The organism is Streptomyces sp. NPDC008317, from assembly GCF_042955955.1.
GTDB lineage: Bacteria > Actinomycetota > Actinomycetes > Streptomycetales > Streptomycetaceae > Actinacidiphila.
Window position 1 is genome coordinate 985,723 of the sequence record NZ_JBIBFQ010000001.1, and the last position, 19,455, is coordinate 1,005,177.

Genomic DNA, 19,455 nt, shown 5'->3' on the forward strand with positions numbered 1-19,455 from the left:
CCACTCTTCACAGCCTGTGGATAACTCCGTGCCCCGGCCGCCGCGGATCATCGCCCCGCCGTTACGACGCGCCGCCCGCGGGGGCCGTGCCCGCCGTGCCGCGTACGACCACGACGGGGCACGAGGCGTGCACGGTGACCGTGTGGCTGACCGAGCCGAGGAGGGTGGAGCGGAAGGTACCGTGGCCGCGCACGCCCACCACGATCAGGTCGGCGCCCTCGCCGCTGTCGAGGATGGCCTGGGCCGGGTTGCCGAGCACGGTACGGCGGGTGACGGTCGCTGCCTGTTCGGGCGTGAGGGCCGCCTCGACGGCCCGCGCCAGGATCTGGTCCGCGTTGGCCTCCAGATCGACGTCGTCGGGCAGCCCCGGCAGCCCGGCCCAGCCGTACGCCGACGGCATCTCCCACGCGATGACCGCTTCCAGCGCGGCGCCGGTCAGGGCCGCCTGCCGCGCGGCCCAGCGCAGCGCCTTGAGCGACGGTTCCGAGCCGTCGACCCCGACGACGATCCTGCCTGCGGCCGTGCCCGTACCGGAGCCGATACCGGAGCCCTCGCCGGAGCCCGTGCCGGAATCGGCGCCTGATCCTGTGCCCGAGCCTTCGGCGGAGCCCGAGCCCGTGCCGGAGCCCGTACCCGCGCCCGCTGCCGTGCCCGTCCCCGTGTCCCGCGCCGCCTCGCCCATGGCCGTCTCCCTCGCCTCGCTTGCCCGTCCGACCCCGGAAACGGTCGGCCCACACGCCAAGCGTGCGTGACAAGCGGTGCGTGGCGGGGCATTTCGGGCGGTCGCCGGTCCGCGTCGGATACGCGTCCGGCTTCCGGGCCGGGGCGGCGCGCGCGGCTCCGAGCCGTCGTGGAAGCGGAGGTGCGGGGCCTTCGCGCCTTCGCTGGATACGGAGTTGGCGCCCGCGCGACTCACCGCTGCGGCCGTGGGAAACGGCTACTGGCGCAGGTAGCGGTCGCGCACCAGGGTGAACCGCATGGCCCACTCGGTCAGTTCGGCCAGGCTGCGGCTGGACACGCGGCCGGTGCGGATGGTGCCGTTCGTCAGGACGACGGCCATCCGGAAGACGGATTCGTGGTCCTCCACGACGCACTCGGCGAAACGGATCATCGGCCAGGGGAGGTCGACGGTCTGGCCGTTCTCGCCGAGGGAGATGCCGTAATCGTCCGCAAGTAGTGCGTTCTTCCGGTCCATCGCCAGGAATTCGGGGACGTCGTCCTCTGGCGACCAGGCCGGGACGCCCGGGACCGGGGCGGGCGAATGCGCCGGGTAGGCCGTGGCCAGCGAGGTCGACGGCGAGGTCGACGGCGAGGTCGACGCCGGGATCGACGGCCCGGGGACGCTGGGCGCGTACGAGGGAGGCGGCGGAACGACCCCTGAGGCGTACGGGTTGGCGGCGGCCGGATGAGGCGTGGGTACGGGAGTCCGCGGGTCCGAGGTACGGGGGGCCGCGTCCCCGGTGCGGTGCGGGGCGTCGCCCGTACCCGCCTCGGCCGTACCCGAATCGCCGAACCAGTCGAGGAGTTGGTCCGTGCTCGGGCGGTGGGACGGCTCCTTCGTGAGGCAGGCCGCGACCATCGGGCGGATCGCCTCCGGGACCGCGGAGACGTCGGCCTCGTGGTGCACGGAGCGGTACATCAGGGCGACCGGGGTGCCGCCGCCAAAAGCGCTGCCGCCCGCGGCGGCCACCAGGACCGCGCCGAGCGCGAAGATGTCGGCGGCGCCGTCCACGTCACGGCCCTCGGCCTGCTCGGGGGCGAGGAAGCCGGGGGTGCCGAAGGAGGTGCCCGTGGTGGTGATCCGGGTGTTCTCGACGGCGCGTGAGATGCCGAAGTCCAGTACGCGCGGGCCGTCTTCGGCCATGATGATGTTGCCTGGTTTGAGATCGCGATGCACCAGACCGCAGCGGTGGATCGCCTCCAGCGCCTCGGCGAGCGCGGCGCCCAGCGCCTTGAGCTGTACTTCGCCCATCGGGCCCCGCGCGGCGAGCAGTTGGCCGAGCGTCGGACCTTGCACGTACGCCGTCGCCAGCCACGGGGCCTCCGCGTCCGGGTCCGCGTCCACCACCGGCGCCGTGTGGAAACCTCCCACCATGCGCGCCGCGGCGACCTCGGCGCGGAAGCGCTCCCTGAAGGACGGGTCCGCGGCCAGTTCCGGCCGCGCCACCTTTACCGCCACGTGGCGGCCTCCCCGCGAACGGGCCAGGTAGACCAGGCCCATTCCGCCTTCGCCGAGCTTGCGAACGACGACGTAGCTTCCGATGCGGGTCGCTTTCGCGTCGGCGCCTGTCGCTGTGCCGTTGGAGCCGTTCGAGGCGCTCGCGCCGTTCGTATCGCTCGTGCCGCTCGTGTCGTTCGGGCCTTGCACGCCCAGCCGCCTCCTCGCGTCCCCCGTCTGGCCAGGCGCCCAGTATGACGGCCCCTCTGCGGGGTGCGGTCCCTCATTTCGCGCGGGCGCGGGCCCCGCCCTACGACAGCAGGGAGCGGATTGCGGCGCGGTCGACGGTGGTGAGGGCGCGGACGAGGGGCGGGGTGAGGAAGACGAGGAGGAGGCCGAGGAGGGAGGCGCCGGCGATCTGGAGGGGGGAGGAGAGGTAGTAGGCGTGGTGGACGCCGCCGGAGGTGTACTCGAAGAGGCGGTAACCGGGCCAGTCGACGTAACGGGGGAAGACCCAGGCGTAGGCGGGGTAGAAGGCGACGGTCCAGCCGGTGACGAGGAAGGTCAGGGTGAGGACGAAACTCGCGACGCGCCAGGGGAACATGAGGACCTGGAAGAGGAGGGCCTTCCAGGCCGAGGCGTCGCGGAGCCTGGCGGTCATGGCGGCCCAGCGGCCGGGGGTACGGGGCGCGGGTACGGGGGCGGGCTCGCCGACGCGGAGGGAGAGCCGGCTCCTGGCGCGGGCGCGTTCGGCGCCGCCGAGCGCGCGGGCCCCGGTCAGCATCGCGGCCAGGACGGGCACCCCGATCGCGGTGAGGACGAGGCTGGTGCCGACGGCGAACATCGTGACGGCGAAGACGAATCCGGCGATGGCGATCGGCAGCGACGTGAGCGCGTAACCGACCTCGCGGAAGGTGACGGCGGAGAAGGGCGCGCGCCAGAAGCCGGGCGGGACGCGGCCGGGTCCTGGACCCTTCGCGGGCGAACCGTACGCGGGATGCCCGGCGTCCGGAGCCGACAGCAGGCCGGACCGGGCCTGCGACGCGGCGGCGGGAGGAGAGGAGTGCGGCTGCGCGGTGGACGCCTGAGTGGCGGACGCCTGAGCGGCGGCGCTCTGAGTGGCGTGGGGGAATGTGCTGGCGGTCATCGCTGGCCTCGAATCATCGCGGTGGGGACCGTTCCGTCCTGATGCCTAGACGATCCCGCTCGGCACCCCTCTCGCGGCATCCGGCAGCCCGGCCGGTCGGAGGTGGGGCCAGCCCCACCCCCTGCCATTCTTGAACGGTGCGCGAAACAGGAGACGTCCCGCCCGAATCCGGCCCGTCCGGCCCATCCGGCCTCTCAGACCCCGCCGACCTGTCAGACCCCGCGGCCCCCGCCGCCCCCGTCGTCATGAGCGGTACGCCCGGCTCCTTCGCCAGGAGCGTGCTGGCCGACCGCCACCCGGCGCTGATCAGGCAGGTAGCGGACGCCTTCCCGTACCCGCCCGAGCAGCGCCGCGCACTCGACGCGCTCGCGGAGGAGACGGCCGCGCCCGCGTCGGCCGACGCGACCTCGGGCCCGCCGATCGGCCCGCTGTCGACCCACACCGGCACCCACACCGGCACCGACACCCGCACCGGCACCGACACCCGCGCCGACGGCGTCCGACGGTGGGCGGAATGGGGCGCGGAGGCGTACGTCGGCCGTGCGTCGTGGTACGAGGTGCCCTTCCTGTGGGCCGAGAGCTACTTCTACCGCAGGCTGCTGGACGCGGTCGGCTACTTCGGGCCGGGGCCGTGGCAGGGCGTCGACCCCTTCGCGCCGTTCAAGCGCGCCGAGTTGACCGGGCCCGAGGTCGCCGACGAACTGGCCGCCCTCGACGCGCTCGACGACCTCGCCCCGGACGACCGGGACCGCGCCGTCCTCCATGGCGCCCTGTGGGGCAACCGCGCGGACCTCGGCTTCCGCATCTCCGCGAACGGGCCTACGGCGCACGGGTCTCCGGCGAACGCGTCCTCCACGAAAGCGCCTTCGGCAGAAGCTCCTACGGCGGAAGCGTCCTCCACGAACACGTCCTCCGCGCACGCGTCCCCCACCCACGCCCCCACAAGCACCCCCTCCGACGACCTCCTCGCCGACGACAGCGCCGCCCTCTGGCGGCACCTCGCCGCCGCCCCGCCCGGCACCGCGGCGGTGACCGTGATCGCCGACAACGCGGGCCGCGAGCTGATCCCCGACCTGATCCTGATCGACCATCTCCTGCACACCGGCCGCGCCGCCACCGCGGTCCTGCACGTGAAGCCGTACCCGTACTTCGTCTCGGACGCGACGACCTCGGACGTCGTCGACTGCCTGCGCCGGATCGGGCAGGCACCGGGCCGCAGAGCGCGGGAGACCGGCGCCCGGCTGTGGTCGGCGCTGGGCACCGGCCGACTCGCCGTCCGCGCGCACCCGTTCGCCTGCGCGCCGCTGCCGTACGCCGACATGCCCGCCGATCTGCGGGCCGAACTGGGCCGCGCCACACTGACGGTGCTCAAGGGCGACCTCAACTACCGCCGCCTGGTGGGCGACCGCCTGTGGTCCCCGACGACCGCATTCTCCCTGCCCACCGGCTACTTCCCGAGTCCGCTGGCCGCCCTGCGCACCCTCAAGTCCGATGTGATCGTCGGCCTCGACGCCGGTACGGTCACCGCGCTCGACGCCAACAGCGCGGCGAACGGCGCGGCTTGGCGTACGAGCGGGACGTACGCCGTCGTCCAGGTGCGTACGGTCTGAACCTCCGGCCCCGCGGAGAAGGACCGTCTCCGCCCTCTTCCCCGGCACGCCCGGACACACCGGGCCGCACCCTCTAGGCTGCAACCGCCGTACGCGCATGATCAGTTGATCAGACGCGTGCGGTGCAGCGCGCACCGACAACGTGAGACGACACAGGACGACGACGTGAAGGGCGGACAGGGCGATGGGTGTGGCGATCCGGAGGGCCGGGGCGGACGACCGGGAGGTCGTGGTCGGGGTGCTGGACAAGGTGTTCAGGAACGACCCCGTGAGTAGCTGGGTCTTCCCCGACCCGGAGCACCGGCTGCGCAAGCACGCGTCGTTGATGGGCGCCTTCGCCGACCAGGTACTCGCCGACGGCTACGTCGACATGACGGAGGACGGCAAGGCGGTCGCCCTGTGGATGTCGATACCCGCGACCACCGACGCGCCCGAGGACGCCCAGGCGCACGCGGACGACGACGACCCCGCCGCCTTCCGCGAGGCGGTCGACCCGGACAACGAGCGTGTCGAGCAGATCGCCCGCATCCTCGGCGAGGGCCACCCCACGGGCCCCGCCCACGAATACCTGCTGCTCATCGCCGTGGACGCGGAGTTGCAGGGCCAGAGCCGCGGCACCGAACTGATCTCCGCCGTCCTCGAACGCTGCGACCGCGACGGCCTGTCCGCGTATCTGGAGGCCAGCAGCGAGCGCAGCCGCGGCCTGTACGAGCGGCTCGGCTTCGTCTTCACCGGCCGCACGATCGACCTCCCGGACGGGCCTCACATGTGGCCGATGTGGCGCGAGCCGCGCGCCGCGGCCGTATAGGCGTACGCGTAGCCGTACAGGCAGCCGTACCTCCTAGGTGGAGGTACGGCACCCCCGCCCGCGGGTAAGGAGCAGGAGAGGCACGGCCGTTGGTACGCGGCCGCGCGCGGGGGAGAGGCGGCGGGGCGATGACGGACGCGGGAGCGGCAGCCGGTACGAATGCGGGTACGGGTACGGATACGGGCGGCGGTTCGCGGGACGCGGCGGGGACGAACGGCCCGGCCACCCTGCGCGAAGTCGCCCGACTCGCCCAAAGGCACGGCTTCGGCGAGTCCCGCGCCGTCCACGCGCTCGGCGGCGGTGACGTCGGCTGCGTCGCCTTCGGCCTCGCGGTCGTCCTGCTCGCGCCCGGCATCGGCCTGGTCCTCCACCCGTACAACCCGGTGGTCACCTCGATCGGCGTCACCTTCCTCGTCCTCGCCCTCGCGCTGCCGATCACCGCGTTCCGTTACGAGAAGCGCCGCGACAACCGCATCCCGCGGCTGCACGTCTTCGACGGCGGCATCGTCATCACCCGCCCGGCCCGGATCGACGTCCACGCCTGGCCGGACATCCGCGTCGTCGAGCGCGAGGACTCCGTCGCCATCGGCCAGGGCGGCACGACGCGTCAGGTCCACCGCCTCGAACTGCACGCGATAGACGGCGACGTGCTGTGCTCCCTGGGCGACGCCTTCGACACCGCCACCGTCGTCAGAGCCGCGATCGCGGGCGGCGCGCATACGTCATAGCGGCGCGCGACCGAGAGCGCGCAGGGCCGTCAACTCGGCACCCCTATCGCACCGTTCGCACACCCGCGGCCGCCGTCACGAAGGCCGGCCCCCGACGGCGGCCTCCCGGTCGGTCAGCCACTCCAGGTACCAGCTGCGGAAGTTCGCAGCGGCACACGTGATCCCGTCGCAGGGCAGGGCAGGGGCGTGGGGCATGGGGGGCATCGTGGCGGATGGGCGGGGTGGTGGGCTTGTGGTTTTTTGAGGGCGGGGGTGGGGCTAGGCCGTGTATCGGAAGTGGATCGTGCGCATAGGGTGTCGGCATGTCACTGGGTCGCATAGTCCTGTTGTCCGGTCGATCGATCCGGCTTACCGAGCTACGGATGTCTTCGACCTACGGGGGGATGCTGGAGGGCTACCCGTGCAAGCGCATCAACGACCGGAAGGTCAGCTGGGTCCAGCGGCAGGCCGAGCTTGCATTTCCCTCCATGCCGGTCTATCTCGTTCCGCCCTCGCGCGAGTACCCGGACGAGACCGGCGGCGCCTTCGGTCCCGTTGAAGTGCTGCCTTCCGTGGCCTGCGTCGGCGTCTTCAACTCCACGGCGCTCGACCCGGCAATGGACGGCTCCACCCTCATCATCGCCTGGTTCCAGCCAGCACCGGCGGTACCGGCGGGTGAGGATGCTGACCTTGCGCTTCGCAGCATTCGCTGGGAGGAACTGGCCCAGGACTACGAGCTGTAGCAACGTGCGCTGATCACAGCCACTCGTTGATGGCCGCGACGAGGACTGTGGCCTCGAAGCGGACCGCGAGCTTGTCGTAGCGGGTGGCCACCGCCCGGTGGCGCTTGAGGCGGTTGATTCCACACTCGAGAGCGTGACGCTCGCGGTAGTCGACCGAGTCGAAATGCGGCGGCCGGCCGCCGCGGGAGCCGGGCTTTCGGCGGTTGAGGGCCTGGTCGGCCTTGTCGAGGATGGTGCAGAGGATTCCACGGCGGCGTAGGTAGGCGCGGTTCTTGCGGGAGGCGTAGGCATTATCGGCCCGCACGCGATCGGGGCGGACGCGTGGCCGGCCCGGTCCGATGCGGGGCACACCGTGGAGTCGACATTCAGGTCCCACGTGATCGCCCCCTTCGCGTCGGCCAGGGACTGGAGCCGGGTGACGATCCGGTGCCAGGTGCCGTTCCGCAGCCATCGGCGGAACAGGTCGTAGCCCCGGCCCCACGGCCCGTACTCGGCGGCCACGTCCCGCCACGGGATACCGGTCCGGACCCGGAACCGTATGCCGTCGATTAGCTGCCGACGAGGCCAGACGGGCGGCCGACCTGCCTTCGTCCCCCTCGGCAACAACGGCTCTAGCACTGCCCACTGCTCGTCTGTGAGATCTCCCCGCCCCATAAACCGTGATCATTCACCACTCAAGATCCACTTTCGACACACGGCCTAGGAGGGGAGGCGGTCTTGGAGGTGGACCGTGACGGTGTCGCCCTCTTGTTTGCTGATGGCTTTGCGCAGTTCGGCGGTGACGGGGAGTTTGTGGGTGCCGTCGCCGAGGGCCATGAAGGAGCTCTGGAAGGGGTGGCCGTCGATCGTGCCGCGGACCTTGACGAGGCCGCGGGTGCCGAAGAAGGCGGCGGACTCGGGCCAGACGACGTAGGTCCAGCCGCCCTTGTTCGGGCTTTTCAGCAGGGTCGCGGTGAATCGCTTGTCCATCGTGGATACCGCCTGTTCAGCAGCTTTCGGTGGCGCGCCCCGGCCGGGGACGTCCGCGGGCGTTCACCAGGTAGGACCGGCGGCGAGGCGGAAACTCATCGCGGGCCGCGAAGGCTGACGTGCGGGCGGCGGGGGCTCATCTACAGTGCTGCGGTCAGTGCCTGTCAGCCGGTGATGTGAGAAGGAACAGCGGACCATGCCGACCGAGACGTTCGAGTTCCAGGTGGAAGCGCGTCAGCTTCTGCAGATGATGATCCACTCGATCTACTCCAACAAGGACGTGTTCCTGCGCGAGTTGGTGTCCAACGCCTCGGACGCGTTGGACAAGCTGCGGCTCGAAGCGCTGCGGGACAGCGAGTTGGACGTGGACGTGTCGGACCTGCACATCGGGCTGGAGGTGGACCGGGAGGCCCGTACGCTCACCGTGCGGGACAACGGGATCGGGATGTCCCGGGAGGAAGTGGTCCAGCTCATCGGGACGATCGCCAACTCGGGTACCGCGAAGTTCCTGCGGGAGCTGAAGGAGGCCGAGGGCGCGGGCGCCGCAGAGGGCCTGATCGGCCAGTTCGGGGTCGGTTTCTACGCGAGCTTCATGGTGGCGGACGAGGTCACGCTGCTGACGCGGCGCGCGGGGGAGACCGAGGGCACGCGGTGGACGTCCAGCGGTGAGGGGACGTACACAGTGGAGACCGTCGAGGACGCCCCGCAGGGGACGGCGATCGTGCTGCGGCTGAAGCCGGAGGACGCCGAGGACCGGCTGTACGACTACACCTCACCGTGGAAGATCAAGGAAATCGTCAAGCGGTACTCGGACTTCATCACCTGGCCGATCAGGATGGCCGCGGAGCCCGCGCCCGGAGGCGACACCGACGCCGACACCGACACCGGCGCCGACACCGAAGGCGACGCCGAGGACGGTACTGACGCGGCGGCTCCCAAGCCCGAGCCCCAGCTCGAAACGCTGAACTCCATGAAGGCCCTGTGGGCCCGCTCCCGCGACGAGGTCAGCGACGCCGACTACCACGAGCTGTACAAGCACATCAGCCACGACTGGAACGACCCGCTGGAGATCATCCGCCTCCACGCGGAAGGCACCTTCGAGTACCAGGCGCTGCTGTTCATCCCGGCGCACGCGCCGCAGGACCTGTTCATGCGCGACTACAAGCGCGGCGTCCAGCTCTACGTGAAGCGCGTCTTCATCATGGACGACTGCGAAGCGCTGATGCCGCCGTACCTCCGCTTCGTCAAGGGAGTCGTCGACGCGCAGGACCTCTCGCTGAACGTGTCGCGCGAGATCCTCCAGCAGGACCGCCAGATCGAGCTGATGCACCGGCGGCTGGCGAAGAAGGTGCTGTCGACGGTCAAGGACATGATGGCCGCGCGGCCCGAGCAATACGCCACATTCTGGCGGGAGTTCGGCCGCGTCCTGAAGGAGGGGCTGCTCGGCGACTTCGAGAACCGTGACGCGATCCTCGGCGTCAGCTCCTTCGCCAGCACGCACGACAAGGACGCGCCGACGACGCTCGCGCAGTACGTCGAGCGGATGAAGGACGGCCAGGAGCACATCTTCTACGTCACCGGCGAATCGCGGCAGGCCGTCGAGAACTCCCCGCACATGGAGGCGTTCCAGGCCCGCGGCATCGAGGTGCTGCTGCTGACCGACCCCGTGGACGAGGTCTGGGTCGACACGGCACCGGAGTTCGGCGGCAAGCAGTTCCGCTCCGTCGCCAAGGGCGAGGTCGACCTCGGCACGGAGGAGGAGAAGCAGGAGGCGGGGACCGAACGGGAGAAGCAGCAAGAGGAGTTCGCGGGCCTGCTCGCCCGTATGACGGAACTGCTGAGCGAGCAGGTCAAGGACGTACGCCTCTCCTCGCGGCTCACCGTCTCGCCCGCCTGCGTCGTCTCGGACACCAACGACGTGTCACCGGCGCTGGAGAACATCTACCGCGCCATGGGCCAGGAGATCCCGCACGCCAAGCGGATTCTCGAACTCAACCCCAAGCACCCGCTGGTCGTCGGCCTCAACCGCACCCACGCCGAGCGTCCCGACGACCCGGCCCTCGAAGAGACCACCGAACTCGTCCACCAGCTCGCCCTGTTGGCGGAGGGCGCCGAACTCCCCGACCCCTCCCGCTTCGTGAAGCTGGTCGCGGACCGCCTCGAACGCACCTTGTGAGACGGGGTTCTTGAGGGCGCTGGGGCCGGGGGCCGTACGGATCGCCGCACGGCCCCCGGCTCCACGCGTGAGCTCCTGTACGCGTGGACCCCTTTACATGAGCCGCCGTACGCGCGACCCCCGTACGGCGAACCGCCGTACGCGCGCCCTCTATACGTGCGGCGTCGCCGCGACCGCCTGCTCCGCCGTCCACCGGTCCATCCGCTCCCACTGCCCGAGCAGCCACTCGCTGCGCGCCGCGTCCCCGACCGGGACCTCGGCCGCCGGTATCCGCCACCAGTGGACCCGCACCGGGCGGCGGAACGGCAGGAAGTCCCAGGCGGCGCGCGCGGACGCGATGACGTCGAGGCCGGAGTGGACGACGAAGACCACCTCGGCGGTGGGCGCGGCCGCCAGTACGGCGAGGCTTCCGGCGTCCCGCGGCGGCAGCACGTACCGCAGCCGGGCCGCGCGGGCCGCGCGCCGGTACTGGCCGAGGCGGCGCAGGCTGGCGATGGCGCGGCGGTGGCGGCGCGGGGTGAAGTTGCCGCCCTCGGGGAAGATCACGAGCGCGTCGCGCGACCGCAGCCCCGCCGCCAGTTCGGTGATCGCGTCCTCGGCGGTGCCGTGCGCGGGGGGCAGGAAGCAGTGCGGGACCCGGCCGAGCAGGACGTCGAGGCACGGATCGGCGCGCAGGACGCCCTTCAGAACGGTGTGCGGCAGCAGGCGTACGTCGGTGAGCAGCGTCTGGAGGAGCAGGAACGAATCGCCGACACCCGCGTGCCGGACGAACACCACGAGCGGTACGTCCGGCGGCCGGTCGCCCACGGGCAGCGCGGGCGTCATCTCCACCTCCAGCCGGAACAGCCGGTCCGCCACCTTGCGCAGTACGGCCAGCAGCCGCGCGAGGAGCGCGAACGCCTCGGCCGCCCGCCGGTCCCGGTCCGCCCGGGGGTGGTGCAGGAAGAGCGCGGAGGCCGCCAGCACTCCCGTGAGGTCCACGACGAGGTAGACGAGCAGGAATCCGGCCATACGCGTGGGCCGCCACGCGCCGCGCGACGGGATCGACACAGGCGCGCTGAGTACGGTCACGGTGATGAGGAGGGCCGCGGCCACCGGTATCAGCGCGACCACGAGCGCGGTGGTGACCGTACGCCGGGCGGCCGTGACCAGCGCGGCGCCCGCGGCAGCGGCGGCGGTGCCGGTACGGGTACGGGTACGGGTCGACGGCCGGACCCGCGCGGCCGGGTCGGCGCTCGCGAGCGCGTCCGTACCTGCACCCGCCGGGCCCGTACTCGCTGGACCCGTAGCTGGACCCGTGCCTGAACCCGCCGGACCCGGCCCCGCGTTCAGGCCCGAGTCGAGGCCCGTCACGCCGGACCCTCGGCGGAGTGCGGGTCCTCGGCGCCGGAGCCCTCCGGGACAAGGGACTTGGGGGCGGCCCCGTCGAGCGCGCTCTCCAGATACCGCGACGACGCGGCGTAGGCCCGCTCGATACGGTCCGCCGTCTGCCCGAAGGCCCGGTGCCGCAACTGGCCCAGCGCCCCGGCCGCTTCACCGGACGCCGCCCCGCTGGGCAGTACGTGCACGGTCACGTCCGACGGCAGGTCGGCCATGTCGCGGGCGAACCGGTGCCTGCGGGCGATCTCGAAGGCGACCATGGCGACGTCCCACGGCAACTTCGGTGGCGTCAGCGGCCGTTCGATGCGGCCGACCTGGAGGACGTAGATCTCGCGCGCGCCCAGGGCGACGGCCCTGCCCACCGGGATGCTGTTGACGAGGCCGCCGTCCACGAAGTGCTCGCCGTCGACGTCGACCGGCGGCAGCAGTCCGGGCACGGCCGACGAGGCGAGCACCGCCTCGATCAGCGGGCCGCGGTCGAACCAGTGCTCGGCGGCGTTCTCGATGCTCGCCGCCACGCACTGGAAGGGCACCTCCAACTCCTCGATGAGCGCGACCTGTACGTGCTCACGCAGGAGGTCGACCAGCGGCGCCGGGGTGTAGAGGTGCGTACGGCTCCGCACGGCGGTGCTCACGCGGCCCATCAGCGAACCGGCGAACACCCCGGCCTTGCCCAGCCCCGTCCACAGCTCGATCAGCCGGCCGACGGCGGTCTGCGACGGCTCGGCGGCCACGGCGGCCCCGTTGATCGCTCCGACGGAGGTCCCGAGCACCATCCCCGGCTTCACCCCCTGCGCGAACAGGGCCTTGAGCATGCCCACTTCGTACGCCCCGAGGGCCCCGCCGCCCCCCAGCACGAACGCCGGTCCCCCCGATTCACCCGCACTGTGGTCCATGCCAGAACGCGTGCCCCCGCTCCTTCCCCCCAATCAGCCGCCCGAACTCGCCACAGGCGCGGTGCCGCCTCGGCGGCCGGGCGCTTTCGCGGCGGACGGCGCGGGCCGTAGCGGACCGGCGTACGCCGTCGGGGCGGCGGCTGCGTCCTTGCGCCGACCGGGGCTTGGCGAGCGGGGGGTGGCGGCGGGGCGGTTGGAGCAGACTGGTGGGCCGCGTCGCGTCGGGGCGAGCCGGGCGGGCCGAGCCGGTGCCTTCGTCCTCCTTCCGCCGAGCCGGTCCGGTGCCGACCGCCACGTCACGGCGAAGGGCGTACACCGATGACCGAACCCCCGACGACCGAAGAGCCTCCGACGACCACCGTCCGGCCGGTGGCGTCCCCGACGATCGACCGGTCCCCCACGGCCACGGCGCGCACCGCTGCTGCCAGCGACGACGAAAAGGCCGTACCCGACGAGGAGTTGCGCCTGACGTTTCCTGGCGACCGCAGCGAGGAGGCCGGTTACGCGATCACGCTGCGCGCCATGGCCCGCCGACTGCCCCAACTGGTGCGCCGGGCGCTCGGCATGGCCTGGCACGTGGACCGCAAGGCGGTCACCGCGCTGCTCGCCTGCCAGGTCCTGTCCGGCGTGCTGGAGGCGCTCGGCCTGCTGGCGGTGACCGGCACGATCACGGCCGTCATCGCGTCGGGCCACATCGACGAACGGCTCCGCCAAGCCGCGCCCTCCCTGGCCCTGTTGGCCTCGGCGGCGGGCGTACGGGCGGTGCTGGGCATCGCCGTCACCGGTCTGTCCACGCGCCTGGCCCCGCGGATCTCGCGGGAGGCGGAGCTGCGGCTGCTGGACGCGGCGACCCACGCGGAGCTGACGGCGTACGACCACCCTGGCTACAACGACCGCTGGGACGCGGCCGACCGGGGCGTCGAGGTCTCGCAGGACATGCTCAACCAGTCCCAGAACATCCTCGCCGCCGCCGCATCGTTGATCGCCGCCGCGGCCGTACTGACCAGCGTCCACCCCGTGTTGCTGCCGCTGCTCGTCCTGGCCGCGCTGCCGCAGGCCATCGCGGGCGTACGGGGGGCGCGGCTGAACTACCTCGCGTCGCTGGAGACGATGAAGGACCGCCGCCTGCTGAGCGTCCTGCGGTGGAATCTGGTCGACAAGCAGCACGCCGACCAGATCCGTTCCGGCACGATGGCCGACTTCCTGCTCGGCAAGTACCGGGCGGCTGGGGCGCGGGTGGACGCCGCGACCGACCGGGCCGCCTGGCGCGCGGCGAAGATGTCGCTCGTCGGGAGCCTGGCCGGGGGAGTCGCGGCCGGAGCGGTCTGGGCGGCGCTGCTCTTCCTGATCAGCACCGGCCGCGTGTCCGTCGCGTCCGCGGGCACGGCGACGTTCGCACTGCGCACGGTCGCTTCAGGACTGCGCGGCATCATCGGCTACGGCGCCATCATCTTCCGTACCGGGATGTACCTTGACGACTGGTCAGATTTCCTGGACGAGGCCGGTGGCCACCGGATCGCCCGCGGCGAGACCGTACCGACCGGCCCGGCTGTCGTACGCGCCGACCGCCTCACGTACACCTACCCGCACGCCGACCGGCCCGCCCTGCTCGATGTCAGCCTCGACGTGCGGCGCGGCGAAGTCCTCGCCCTGGTCGGCGAGAACGGCTCGGGCAAGACCACGCTCAGCAAACTCCTGTCCGCCCTCTACCTCCCCGACCGCGGCGCCGTCGTCTGGGACGGCGCCGACACCCGCACCCTGGACGCGCACGCCGCCTGGTCACGCGTGGCCGTCGTACCCCAGGAGTACGCGAAGTGGCCGCTGACCGCCCGCGACAACATCACGCTGGGCCAGCCCCGAACCGACCACCCGCACAAGGCGGTTGATACGGCCGCCCACGCCTCCGGCGCCGACGAGGTCGTCACGTCCCTGCGCTCGGGCCTGGACACCCTCCTGGCCCGCGAGTGGTGGGGCGGCCAGGAACTCTCCGGCGGCCAGTGGCAACGCGTCGCCCTCGCCCGCGCCTTCCACCGCGACGCCGGACTCCTCGTCCTCGACGAACCCACCGCCGCCCTCGACCCCCGCGCCGAACACCGCATCTTCACCGGCCTGCGCACCCTCGCCGCCGACCGCGCCGTCGTCCTGGTCACCCACCGCCTCACCAATGTCACCGTCGCCGACAAGATCGCCGTCCTCGACCAGGGCCGCCTCGTCCAGTACGGCACCTTCGCCCAACTCCGCGACACCCCCGGCCTCTTCCACGACCTGTGGCTCCTCCAGAACGACCGCGCGCCCGGTATCCCCGCCCAGCCCTCCGGCCCCGTGGAGCAGCAGCAGACGGCCGACCTCTGAGGCCGAGAGACGACTACGGAGGCGCCGGAATTGCCGACACGCCGCCGGTCCGGCCGCACTTCGCCCCGGCCGACGCCCCCTGCCGCTTCGTAGCGGAGCGTCCTATGATCGTCGCGCTACGTGGGAGGGGGTGGGCCATGGCGGCGGGGGGATCGGCTTCGCGGCGGGCTCAAGAGGCGCGTCGGCAGGAGCGGTTGCTGCGGGAGCAGTGGCAGGCGGCGCGGCGGCAGGCGCGGCAGTGGGAGAGCGCGAGCGAGGGCGAACAGCGGGTCAGCGCACAGTTGTTGGTGCTGACCGAGCGCGGCTGGCGGCTTCTGGTGGACCGGCGGTGGCCGGGTACGCGGTCCGCGAACGTGGACATGCTGCTGGTCGGGCCCGCCGGTGTCTTCGTCGTGGACGTCAAGAACTGGCGCGCCGACCCGGAGGTCGAGGACGGCCGGCTCCTCGCGGGTGGTGAGGTGAGGGACGAGCACGCGCGCAAGCTCTCGGCGGTGACCAAGACCGCCGAGACGGCGGTCGCCTCGTTGGGGATGTCCCCGGTCGCGGTCCGGCCGCTGATGGTCTTCGCCGACAAGCGCGTGGACACCGCGCTGGGGAGAATCCGGCTCCTGGGGGAGCGGGAGGTCGGTCCGTATCTGCTGGCGGAGCGTCACCGGCTCAACGCCGCCTCGGTGCGCGTCATAGCCGACCACCTGGGGCGGGTGTTCCCCGAGTACGAGGGATCGTCCGTCACCGAGCCCGCCACAGGGCCGGTCACGGAGCCGGCCACCGAGCCGGCCACAGAGCCCGTCACCGAGCCCGCCACAGCGTCGACCACAGCGCCGTCCACCGTGCCGCGCTCCGGACGCCAAGAACAGCCCGCCGCAGGGCTGTTCGACCTCGACGGCATGCGCGAGGCCGCACTGGACGCCGCCATGCGGGCACCGATCGAGCAGTGGATGACCTTCCTCGCCCAGGACCAGGTGGCCCTCGTCCGCCGCAACTGGTCCGGCCCCGCCCGTATCAGCGGACCCGCCGGTACGGGCAAGACCGTCGTCGGTCTGCACCGCGCGTCCTACCTCGCCCAACGCACCACGGGACGCGTCCTGTACGTGACCTTCGCCAGCAACCTCCCGCGCGTGCAGGAGACGTTCCTGCACGCGATGTCCCCCGCGGTCGCCGACCGGGTGGAGTTCCGCAGCCTGCACTCGTGGGCGCAGCAGTACACGCAGGACCGCGGTGTGCCGGTGAATCTGAACGGGGACAAGGCCGAGACGGCCTTCAGCCTCGCCTGGACGCACGCGGGACGCGACAGCCCGCTGACCGAACTCGACCCGTTGCCGCGCTACTGGAAGGACGAGATCGACTACGTCATCAAGGGCCGCGGGATCACCTCCTTCGAGGAATACGCCGTCCTGCCGCGCCGCCGCCGTCGGGTGGGCCTGCGAAGGCCCCACCGGCAGGCGGTCTGGGGACTCTACGAGGCGTACGAGTCGCTGCGCGTCCAACGCGGCGTGCACGACTTCAACGACGTGCTGACCCTCGCGCTCGCCGAGGCGAGCAGCTCCACCGAGGCAGCGCCGTACGCGGCCGTCATCGTCGACGAGGTCCAGGACCTGACCCTCGTCGGGGTCAAGCTGCTGCACGCCCTGATCGGCGACGCTCCCAACGGCCTGCTGCTCGTCGGGGACGGGCAACAGGCCGTCTACCCCGGGGGATTCCGGCTCTCCGACGCGGGCATCGACATCCGCGGCGAGCGCGGGCAGGTGCTCAGCACGAATTACCGCAACAGCAAGAACATCCTCGACGCGGCCCTCGCGGTGGTCGCCGACGACGCCTTCGAGGACATCGACGGCGTACGCAGCTCCGGCGCCAGGGAAGTCGACCTGACCTACCACGACGGCCAGGTGCGGCGCGTGGACCGGCCGACCGTCGAGGACCATGACCGGGCCCTGCTGGAAGCGCTGTTGGCCCTGACCCCCGCCGAGCGGGCCGACTCCGCCGTGCTCTGCCCCTCCGTACGGGCCATCGGCCGCTACCGCGACCTCCTCACGGCTTCCGGCCTCCCGGTCTGCCCGCTGGAGCGCTACGCCGGTCACGCCGTCGAGGGCGTCAAGCTCGGAAGCTACCGGCGCGCCAAGGGACTTGAGTTCAAACGCGTCTACCTTCCGCGGTACGACACCTCCCTGCTGACCGGCGCCGAAGGGCTCTCCGAGACCGAGCGCGAGCGCCGCGAACTCGGCCGCAGCCAGCTCTTCGTCGCCATGACCCGCGCCCGCGACACCCTCTGGCTGGGCAGCGTCACTCCCGCCGCCCAGGCGTGACGCGTCTACGGACGCTCGGCGCGCAGCCTCCGCAGGAGGTCACGGCTCGCGACGGTGAAGGGGTGGTCTTGGCCGAGGCTCTGGGCGCGGCGCGCGACGACGTCGTCCATGAGCGCGATGCCTTCGTCGGTGTGACCGAGCGCGGTGCGGGTGCGGGCCTGGAGCTGGCGGGCGGCGAGGGCGATGGGGTAGTCGGGTCCGAAGCGCTGCAGATAGGTCTCGGTCACCTCGCCGATCTCGCTGTCGGCTTCCTCGAGGCGGCCCAACTGGAAGAGCGCCCAGGCGTGGTTGTGGCGGGCCCCCACGGAGACGGTGTGGTCGACGCCGAGGTGTTCCGCGCACTGCCCCGGCAGCGACAGCAGGCCCGTGCGTCCGTCCTCCGCGGTCAGTTCCGCGGCGCCGAGCGCGGCCAGGATGCTGGACCGGGAGCGCAGCGTCAGCGGATGCCACGGCCCCAGCGCGGCCTGGCGGCCCGCGGCCGTGGCGTAAAGGAGCGTCAGCGACTCCTCGGCGTGGCCGAGATTGCGCAGGACGAGTTGGAGCCCGTGCGCGCTGTCGAGGCTGTCCGGGTCGTCGGCTCCGAACCGCTGCCGCTGGGCGGTGAGCGTGCGCCGCAGCGACTCCTCGGCCTCGGTGTAGCGGCCCAGCCGGAACAGGACCCGTCCGGCGCGTGAGCGTGCCGCGAGTACGGCCCGGTGTCCGTCGCCGAGCGTCCGCGCCGCGATGTCCGCCGCCGCGCCGACGGTCTCCCACGCCGACGGGTAGTCGCCGGTGCGGTGCATCGCGGTGGCCAGCCGGGTGGCCACCTCCAACACCTCGGCGACGACGGCGGGTTCGCCCGTCCGCCGGAGCAGTGCGCGTACGTGGGGCGCCAGGAGCCGCAGCCGCGGATCGTACGGGCCCGCGTCGGGCACCTCCGGCAGCGCGGCGCCGAGCAGACGGCCGGCCGTCGCGTCCAGCACAGGGGCCTGCGCCGCCGGAGTGGCGGCCACGACGCTGTCGAGCAGTACGCCGTGGCCGAGAACGCAGCGCAGCCCCGCGTTGTCGCCGACGTCGACCCGTTCGACGAGCGAGTGGTCGAGCAGGGCGCGCAGCGCCGACTCGGCGCGACCGCGGGGCAATACGGCGCTGATGCCGTCGTCGTTGAGGACCGACAGCGGCAGCGGCTCGGGGGCCAGCCGGGCGATCAGACGCAACAGGTCGACCGCTTCGGGCAGTCCGCGCGCCGCGAAGGCGTCGAGCGTCAACTGCCAGGTCTGTCCCACCAGATGGCGGGGGTCCGCATCACTCAAGGCATCGGCCCCTCGGTCGAGCAACTGGACTGGGAGTTCTTCCTCCAGATGGCGTCCGTACACATCCATCGTCCAGGGCTCTATGACCTGGTGGGAGAGGAAGCCGCCCGCGAGGGTGAGCGCGAGCGGGAGTCGGCCCAGGCGGTCGGCGATCTCGGCGGCCTGGGCGAGCGTGCCGGTGTGCGGGGCGAGGTCGCGCAGGACGCGCGCCGCGTCCTCGCGCGGCAGGACGCCGATGTGCTGGAGTTCCGCGCCGGGCCACCAGCGGGGTGCGGCTCGGCGCGTGGTCACCAGCACCGTGCCCCGCGGGCTGGTGCGCAGCCAGCTGCCGTCGCTGAGGATCGCGGGGTCGTCCGCGTTGTCGAGCACCAGCAGCCAGGGATCGGGGGAGCTCGCGAGGTACCGCCAGACGAGGTCGGCCGCGGGCCGGTAGCCGTTGCGGGCGGCCAGCAGTTCGCCGTCGGCCGCGCCGCGGTCCGCGGCGACCGCGAGCATCCCGGAGCGCAGGCTCGCCCGGTCCGTGGCGTTCACCCAGAGCCCCACCCGCCCGTACTCGGCGGTGGCGGTCTGGAAGAAGGCGTGGGCGACCGCGGTCTTGCCGCAGCCACCCATGCCGTACAGCACGAAGATGTCGTCGCCGCTCTGCGCGGTGAGGGCGCTCCTCAACCGGTCGAGGACTTCGGTGCGGTCCCGCAGGACCAGGGGCGGGCGGCCGACGGCGGGCCGGCGCACCGAGTCGGGACCGGCCGGGGCCTGCGGTCCGCCGTCGTAGTGGTGGTGCTCGCTGATGTGCTGATCTCCCGACGCCTGGTAGACCCGGCCGTCGTCCTGGGCGCGGCCGTCCATGGACCCGCCGGTCGTACCGCTCACCGCTCGGTGACGCGCTGGTCGCGGCGGGTTTGGGCGCGGCCGGG

14 protein-coding genes and 1 pseudogene are annotated in these 19,455 nt (G+C 72.3%); 7 read left to right on the forward strand and 8 right to left on the reverse strand.

From position 1 onward, the window contains the following. Positions 1–61: 61 nt before the first annotated feature. From ACFY9V_RS04100 to ACFY9V_RS04110, 3 genes are all read right to left on the reverse strand, one after another. Positions 62–541, reverse strand: a complete 480-nt coding sequence (locus ACFY9V_RS04100) for a universal stress protein (RefSeq protein WP_391159583.1) — start codon at positions 539–541, stop codon at positions 62–64. Positions 542–937: 396 nt separating this feature from the next. After that, positions 938–2,263, reverse strand: coding sequence for a protein kinase (locus ACFY9V_RS04105; RefSeq protein WP_391159585.1), 1,326 nt, complete (start codon positions 2,261–2,263; stop codon positions 938–940). A 205-nt stretch (positions 2,264–2,468) separates the two neighbouring features. Next, on the reverse strand, positions 2,469–3,305 hold the full coding sequence (locus tag ACFY9V_RS04110) for a sensor domain-containing protein (protein WP_391159291.1): 837 nt from the start codon (positions 3,303–3,305) through the stop codon (positions 2,469–2,471). 245 nt (positions 3,306–3,550) lie between these two features. Here ACFY9V_RS04110 and ACFY9V_RS04115 point away from each other — a divergent pair, with 245 nt between their 5' ends. From ACFY9V_RS04115 to ACFY9V_RS04130, 4 genes are all read left to right on the forward strand, one after another. Then, positions 3,551–4,915, forward strand: a complete 1,365-nt coding sequence (locus ACFY9V_RS04115; RefSeq protein ID WP_391159293.1) for an ARMT1-like domain-containing protein — start codon at positions 3,551–3,553, stop codon at positions 4,913–4,915. A 184-nt stretch (positions 4,916–5,099) separates the two neighbouring features. Beyond that, positions 5,100–5,723, forward strand: a complete 624-nt coding sequence (locus ACFY9V_RS04120) for a GNAT family N-acetyltransferase (RefSeq protein WP_355335962.1) — start codon at positions 5,100–5,102, stop codon at positions 5,721–5,723. 128 nt (positions 5,724–5,851) lie between these two features. After that, on the forward strand, positions 5,852–6,451 hold the full coding sequence (locus tag ACFY9V_RS04125; protein WP_391159295.1) for a hypothetical protein: 600 nt from the start codon (positions 5,852–5,854) through the stop codon (positions 6,449–6,451). A 302-nt stretch (positions 6,452–6,753) separates the two neighbouring features. Beyond that, positions 6,754–7,173, forward strand: coding sequence for a hypothetical protein (locus ACFY9V_RS04130; RefSeq protein WP_391042523.1), 420 nt, complete (start codon positions 6,754–6,756; stop codon positions 7,171–7,173). Between the two features lie 13 nt (positions 7,174–7,186). Here the strand turns inward: ACFY9V_RS04130 and ACFY9V_RS04135 are convergent. Beyond that, a pseudogene (locus ACFY9V_RS04135) lies at positions 7,187–7,827 on the reverse strand (transposase). 45 nt (positions 7,828–7,872) lie between these two features. Then, positions 7,873–8,142 (reverse strand): DUF1905 domain-containing protein, encoded by a 270-nt coding sequence (locus tag ACFY9V_RS04140; RefSeq protein WP_391159297.1) that lies wholly within the window; start codon positions 8,140–8,142, stop codon positions 7,873–7,875. Positions 8,143–8,338: 196 nt separating this feature from the next. On the opposite strand from ACFY9V_RS04140, the gene htpG reads away from it, so the two are divergent. Next, positions 8,339–10,318 carry a molecular chaperone HtpG gene (gene htpG, locus ACFY9V_RS04145; RefSeq protein WP_391159300.1) on the forward strand — a complete coding sequence of 660 codons (1,980 nt, stop codon included), beginning with the start codon at positions 8,339–8,341 and terminating at the stop codon, positions 10,316–10,318. Between the two features lie 150 nt (positions 10,319–10,468). On the opposite strand, the gene ACFY9V_RS04150 is transcribed toward htpG, so the two are convergent. Next, positions 10,469–11,671 (reverse strand): hypothetical protein, encoded by a 1,203-nt coding sequence (locus ACFY9V_RS04150; protein ID WP_391159302.1) that lies wholly within the window; start codon positions 11,669–11,671, stop codon positions 10,469–10,471. Continuing rightward, positions 11,668–12,594: a patatin-like phospholipase family protein gene (locus tag ACFY9V_RS04155; protein ID WP_391159303.1), complete on the reverse strand. Its 927-nt coding sequence runs from the start codon at positions 12,592–12,594 to the stop codon at positions 11,668–11,670. Before ACFY9V_RS04155 ends, ACFY9V_RS04150 begins: the two co-directional genes overlap by 4 nt. A gap of 318 nt (positions 12,595–12,912) precedes the next feature. On the opposite strand from ACFY9V_RS04155, the gene ACFY9V_RS04160 reads away from it, so the two are divergent. Further along, a complete protein-coding gene (locus tag ACFY9V_RS04160) occupies positions 12,913–14,946 on the forward strand; it encodes an ATP-binding cassette domain-containing protein (protein WP_391159306.1) in 2,034 nt (677 codons plus the stop codon). Between the two features lie 194 nt (positions 14,947–15,140). Further along, positions 15,141–17,249: a UvrD-helicase domain-containing protein gene (locus ACFY9V_RS04165; protein ID WP_391159309.1), complete on the forward strand. Its 2,109-nt coding sequence runs from the start codon at positions 15,141–15,143 to the stop codon at positions 17,247–17,249. Between the two features lie 5 nt (positions 17,250–17,254). Here ACFY9V_RS04165 and ACFY9V_RS04170 read toward each other — a convergent pair whose 3' ends face one another. Then, complete coding sequence (locus tag ACFY9V_RS04170) at positions 17,255–19,387, reverse strand: tetratricopeptide repeat protein (RefSeq protein ID WP_391159587.1); 2,133 nt, start codon at positions 19,385–19,387, stop codon at positions 17,255–17,257. Positions 19,388–19,455 lie beyond the last annotated feature (68 nt).

Excerpts from the sequence above, each read along its gene's own strand:
- ACFY9V_RS04125 (WP_391159295.1), top strand. The coding sequence starts at position 5,852 with ATGACGGACGCGGGAGCGGCAGCCGGTACGAATGCGGGTACGGGTACG.
- ACFY9V_RS04130 (WP_391042523.1), top strand. The coding sequence starts at position 6,754 with ATGTCACTGGGTCGCATAGTCCTGTTGTCCGGTCGATCGATCCGGCTT.
- ACFY9V_RS04140 (WP_391159297.1), bottom strand. The coding sequence starts at position 8,142 with ATGGACAAGCGATTCACCGCGACCCTGCTGAAAAGCCCGAACAAGGGC.
- htpG (WP_391159300.1), top strand. The coding sequence starts at position 8,339 with ATGCCGACCGAGACGTTCGAGTTCCAGGTGGAAGCGCGTCAGCTTCTG.
- ACFY9V_RS04110 (WP_391159291.1), bottom strand. The coding sequence starts at position 3,305 with ATGACCGCCAGCACATTCCCCCACGCCACTCAGAGCGCCGCCGCTCAG.
- ACFY9V_RS04160 (WP_391159306.1), top strand. The coding sequence starts at position 12,913 with ATGACCGAACCCCCGACGACCGAAGAGCCTCCGACGACCACCGTCCGG.
- ACFY9V_RS04120 (WP_355335962.1), top strand. The coding sequence starts at position 5,100 with ATGGGTGTGGCGATCCGGAGGGCCGGGGCGGACGACCGGGAGGTCGTG.
- ACFY9V_RS04170 (WP_391159587.1), bottom strand. The coding sequence starts at position 19,387 with ATGGACGGCCGCGCCCAGGACGACGGCCGGGTCTACCAGGCGTCGGGA.
- ACFY9V_RS04115 (WP_391159293.1), top strand. The coding sequence starts at position 3,551 with ATGAGCGGTACGCCCGGCTCCTTCGCCAGGAGCGTGCTGGCCGACCGC.
- ACFY9V_RS04155 (WP_391159303.1), bottom strand. The coding sequence starts at position 12,594 with ATGGACCACAGTGCGGGTGAATCGGGGGGACCGGCGTTCGTGCTGGGG.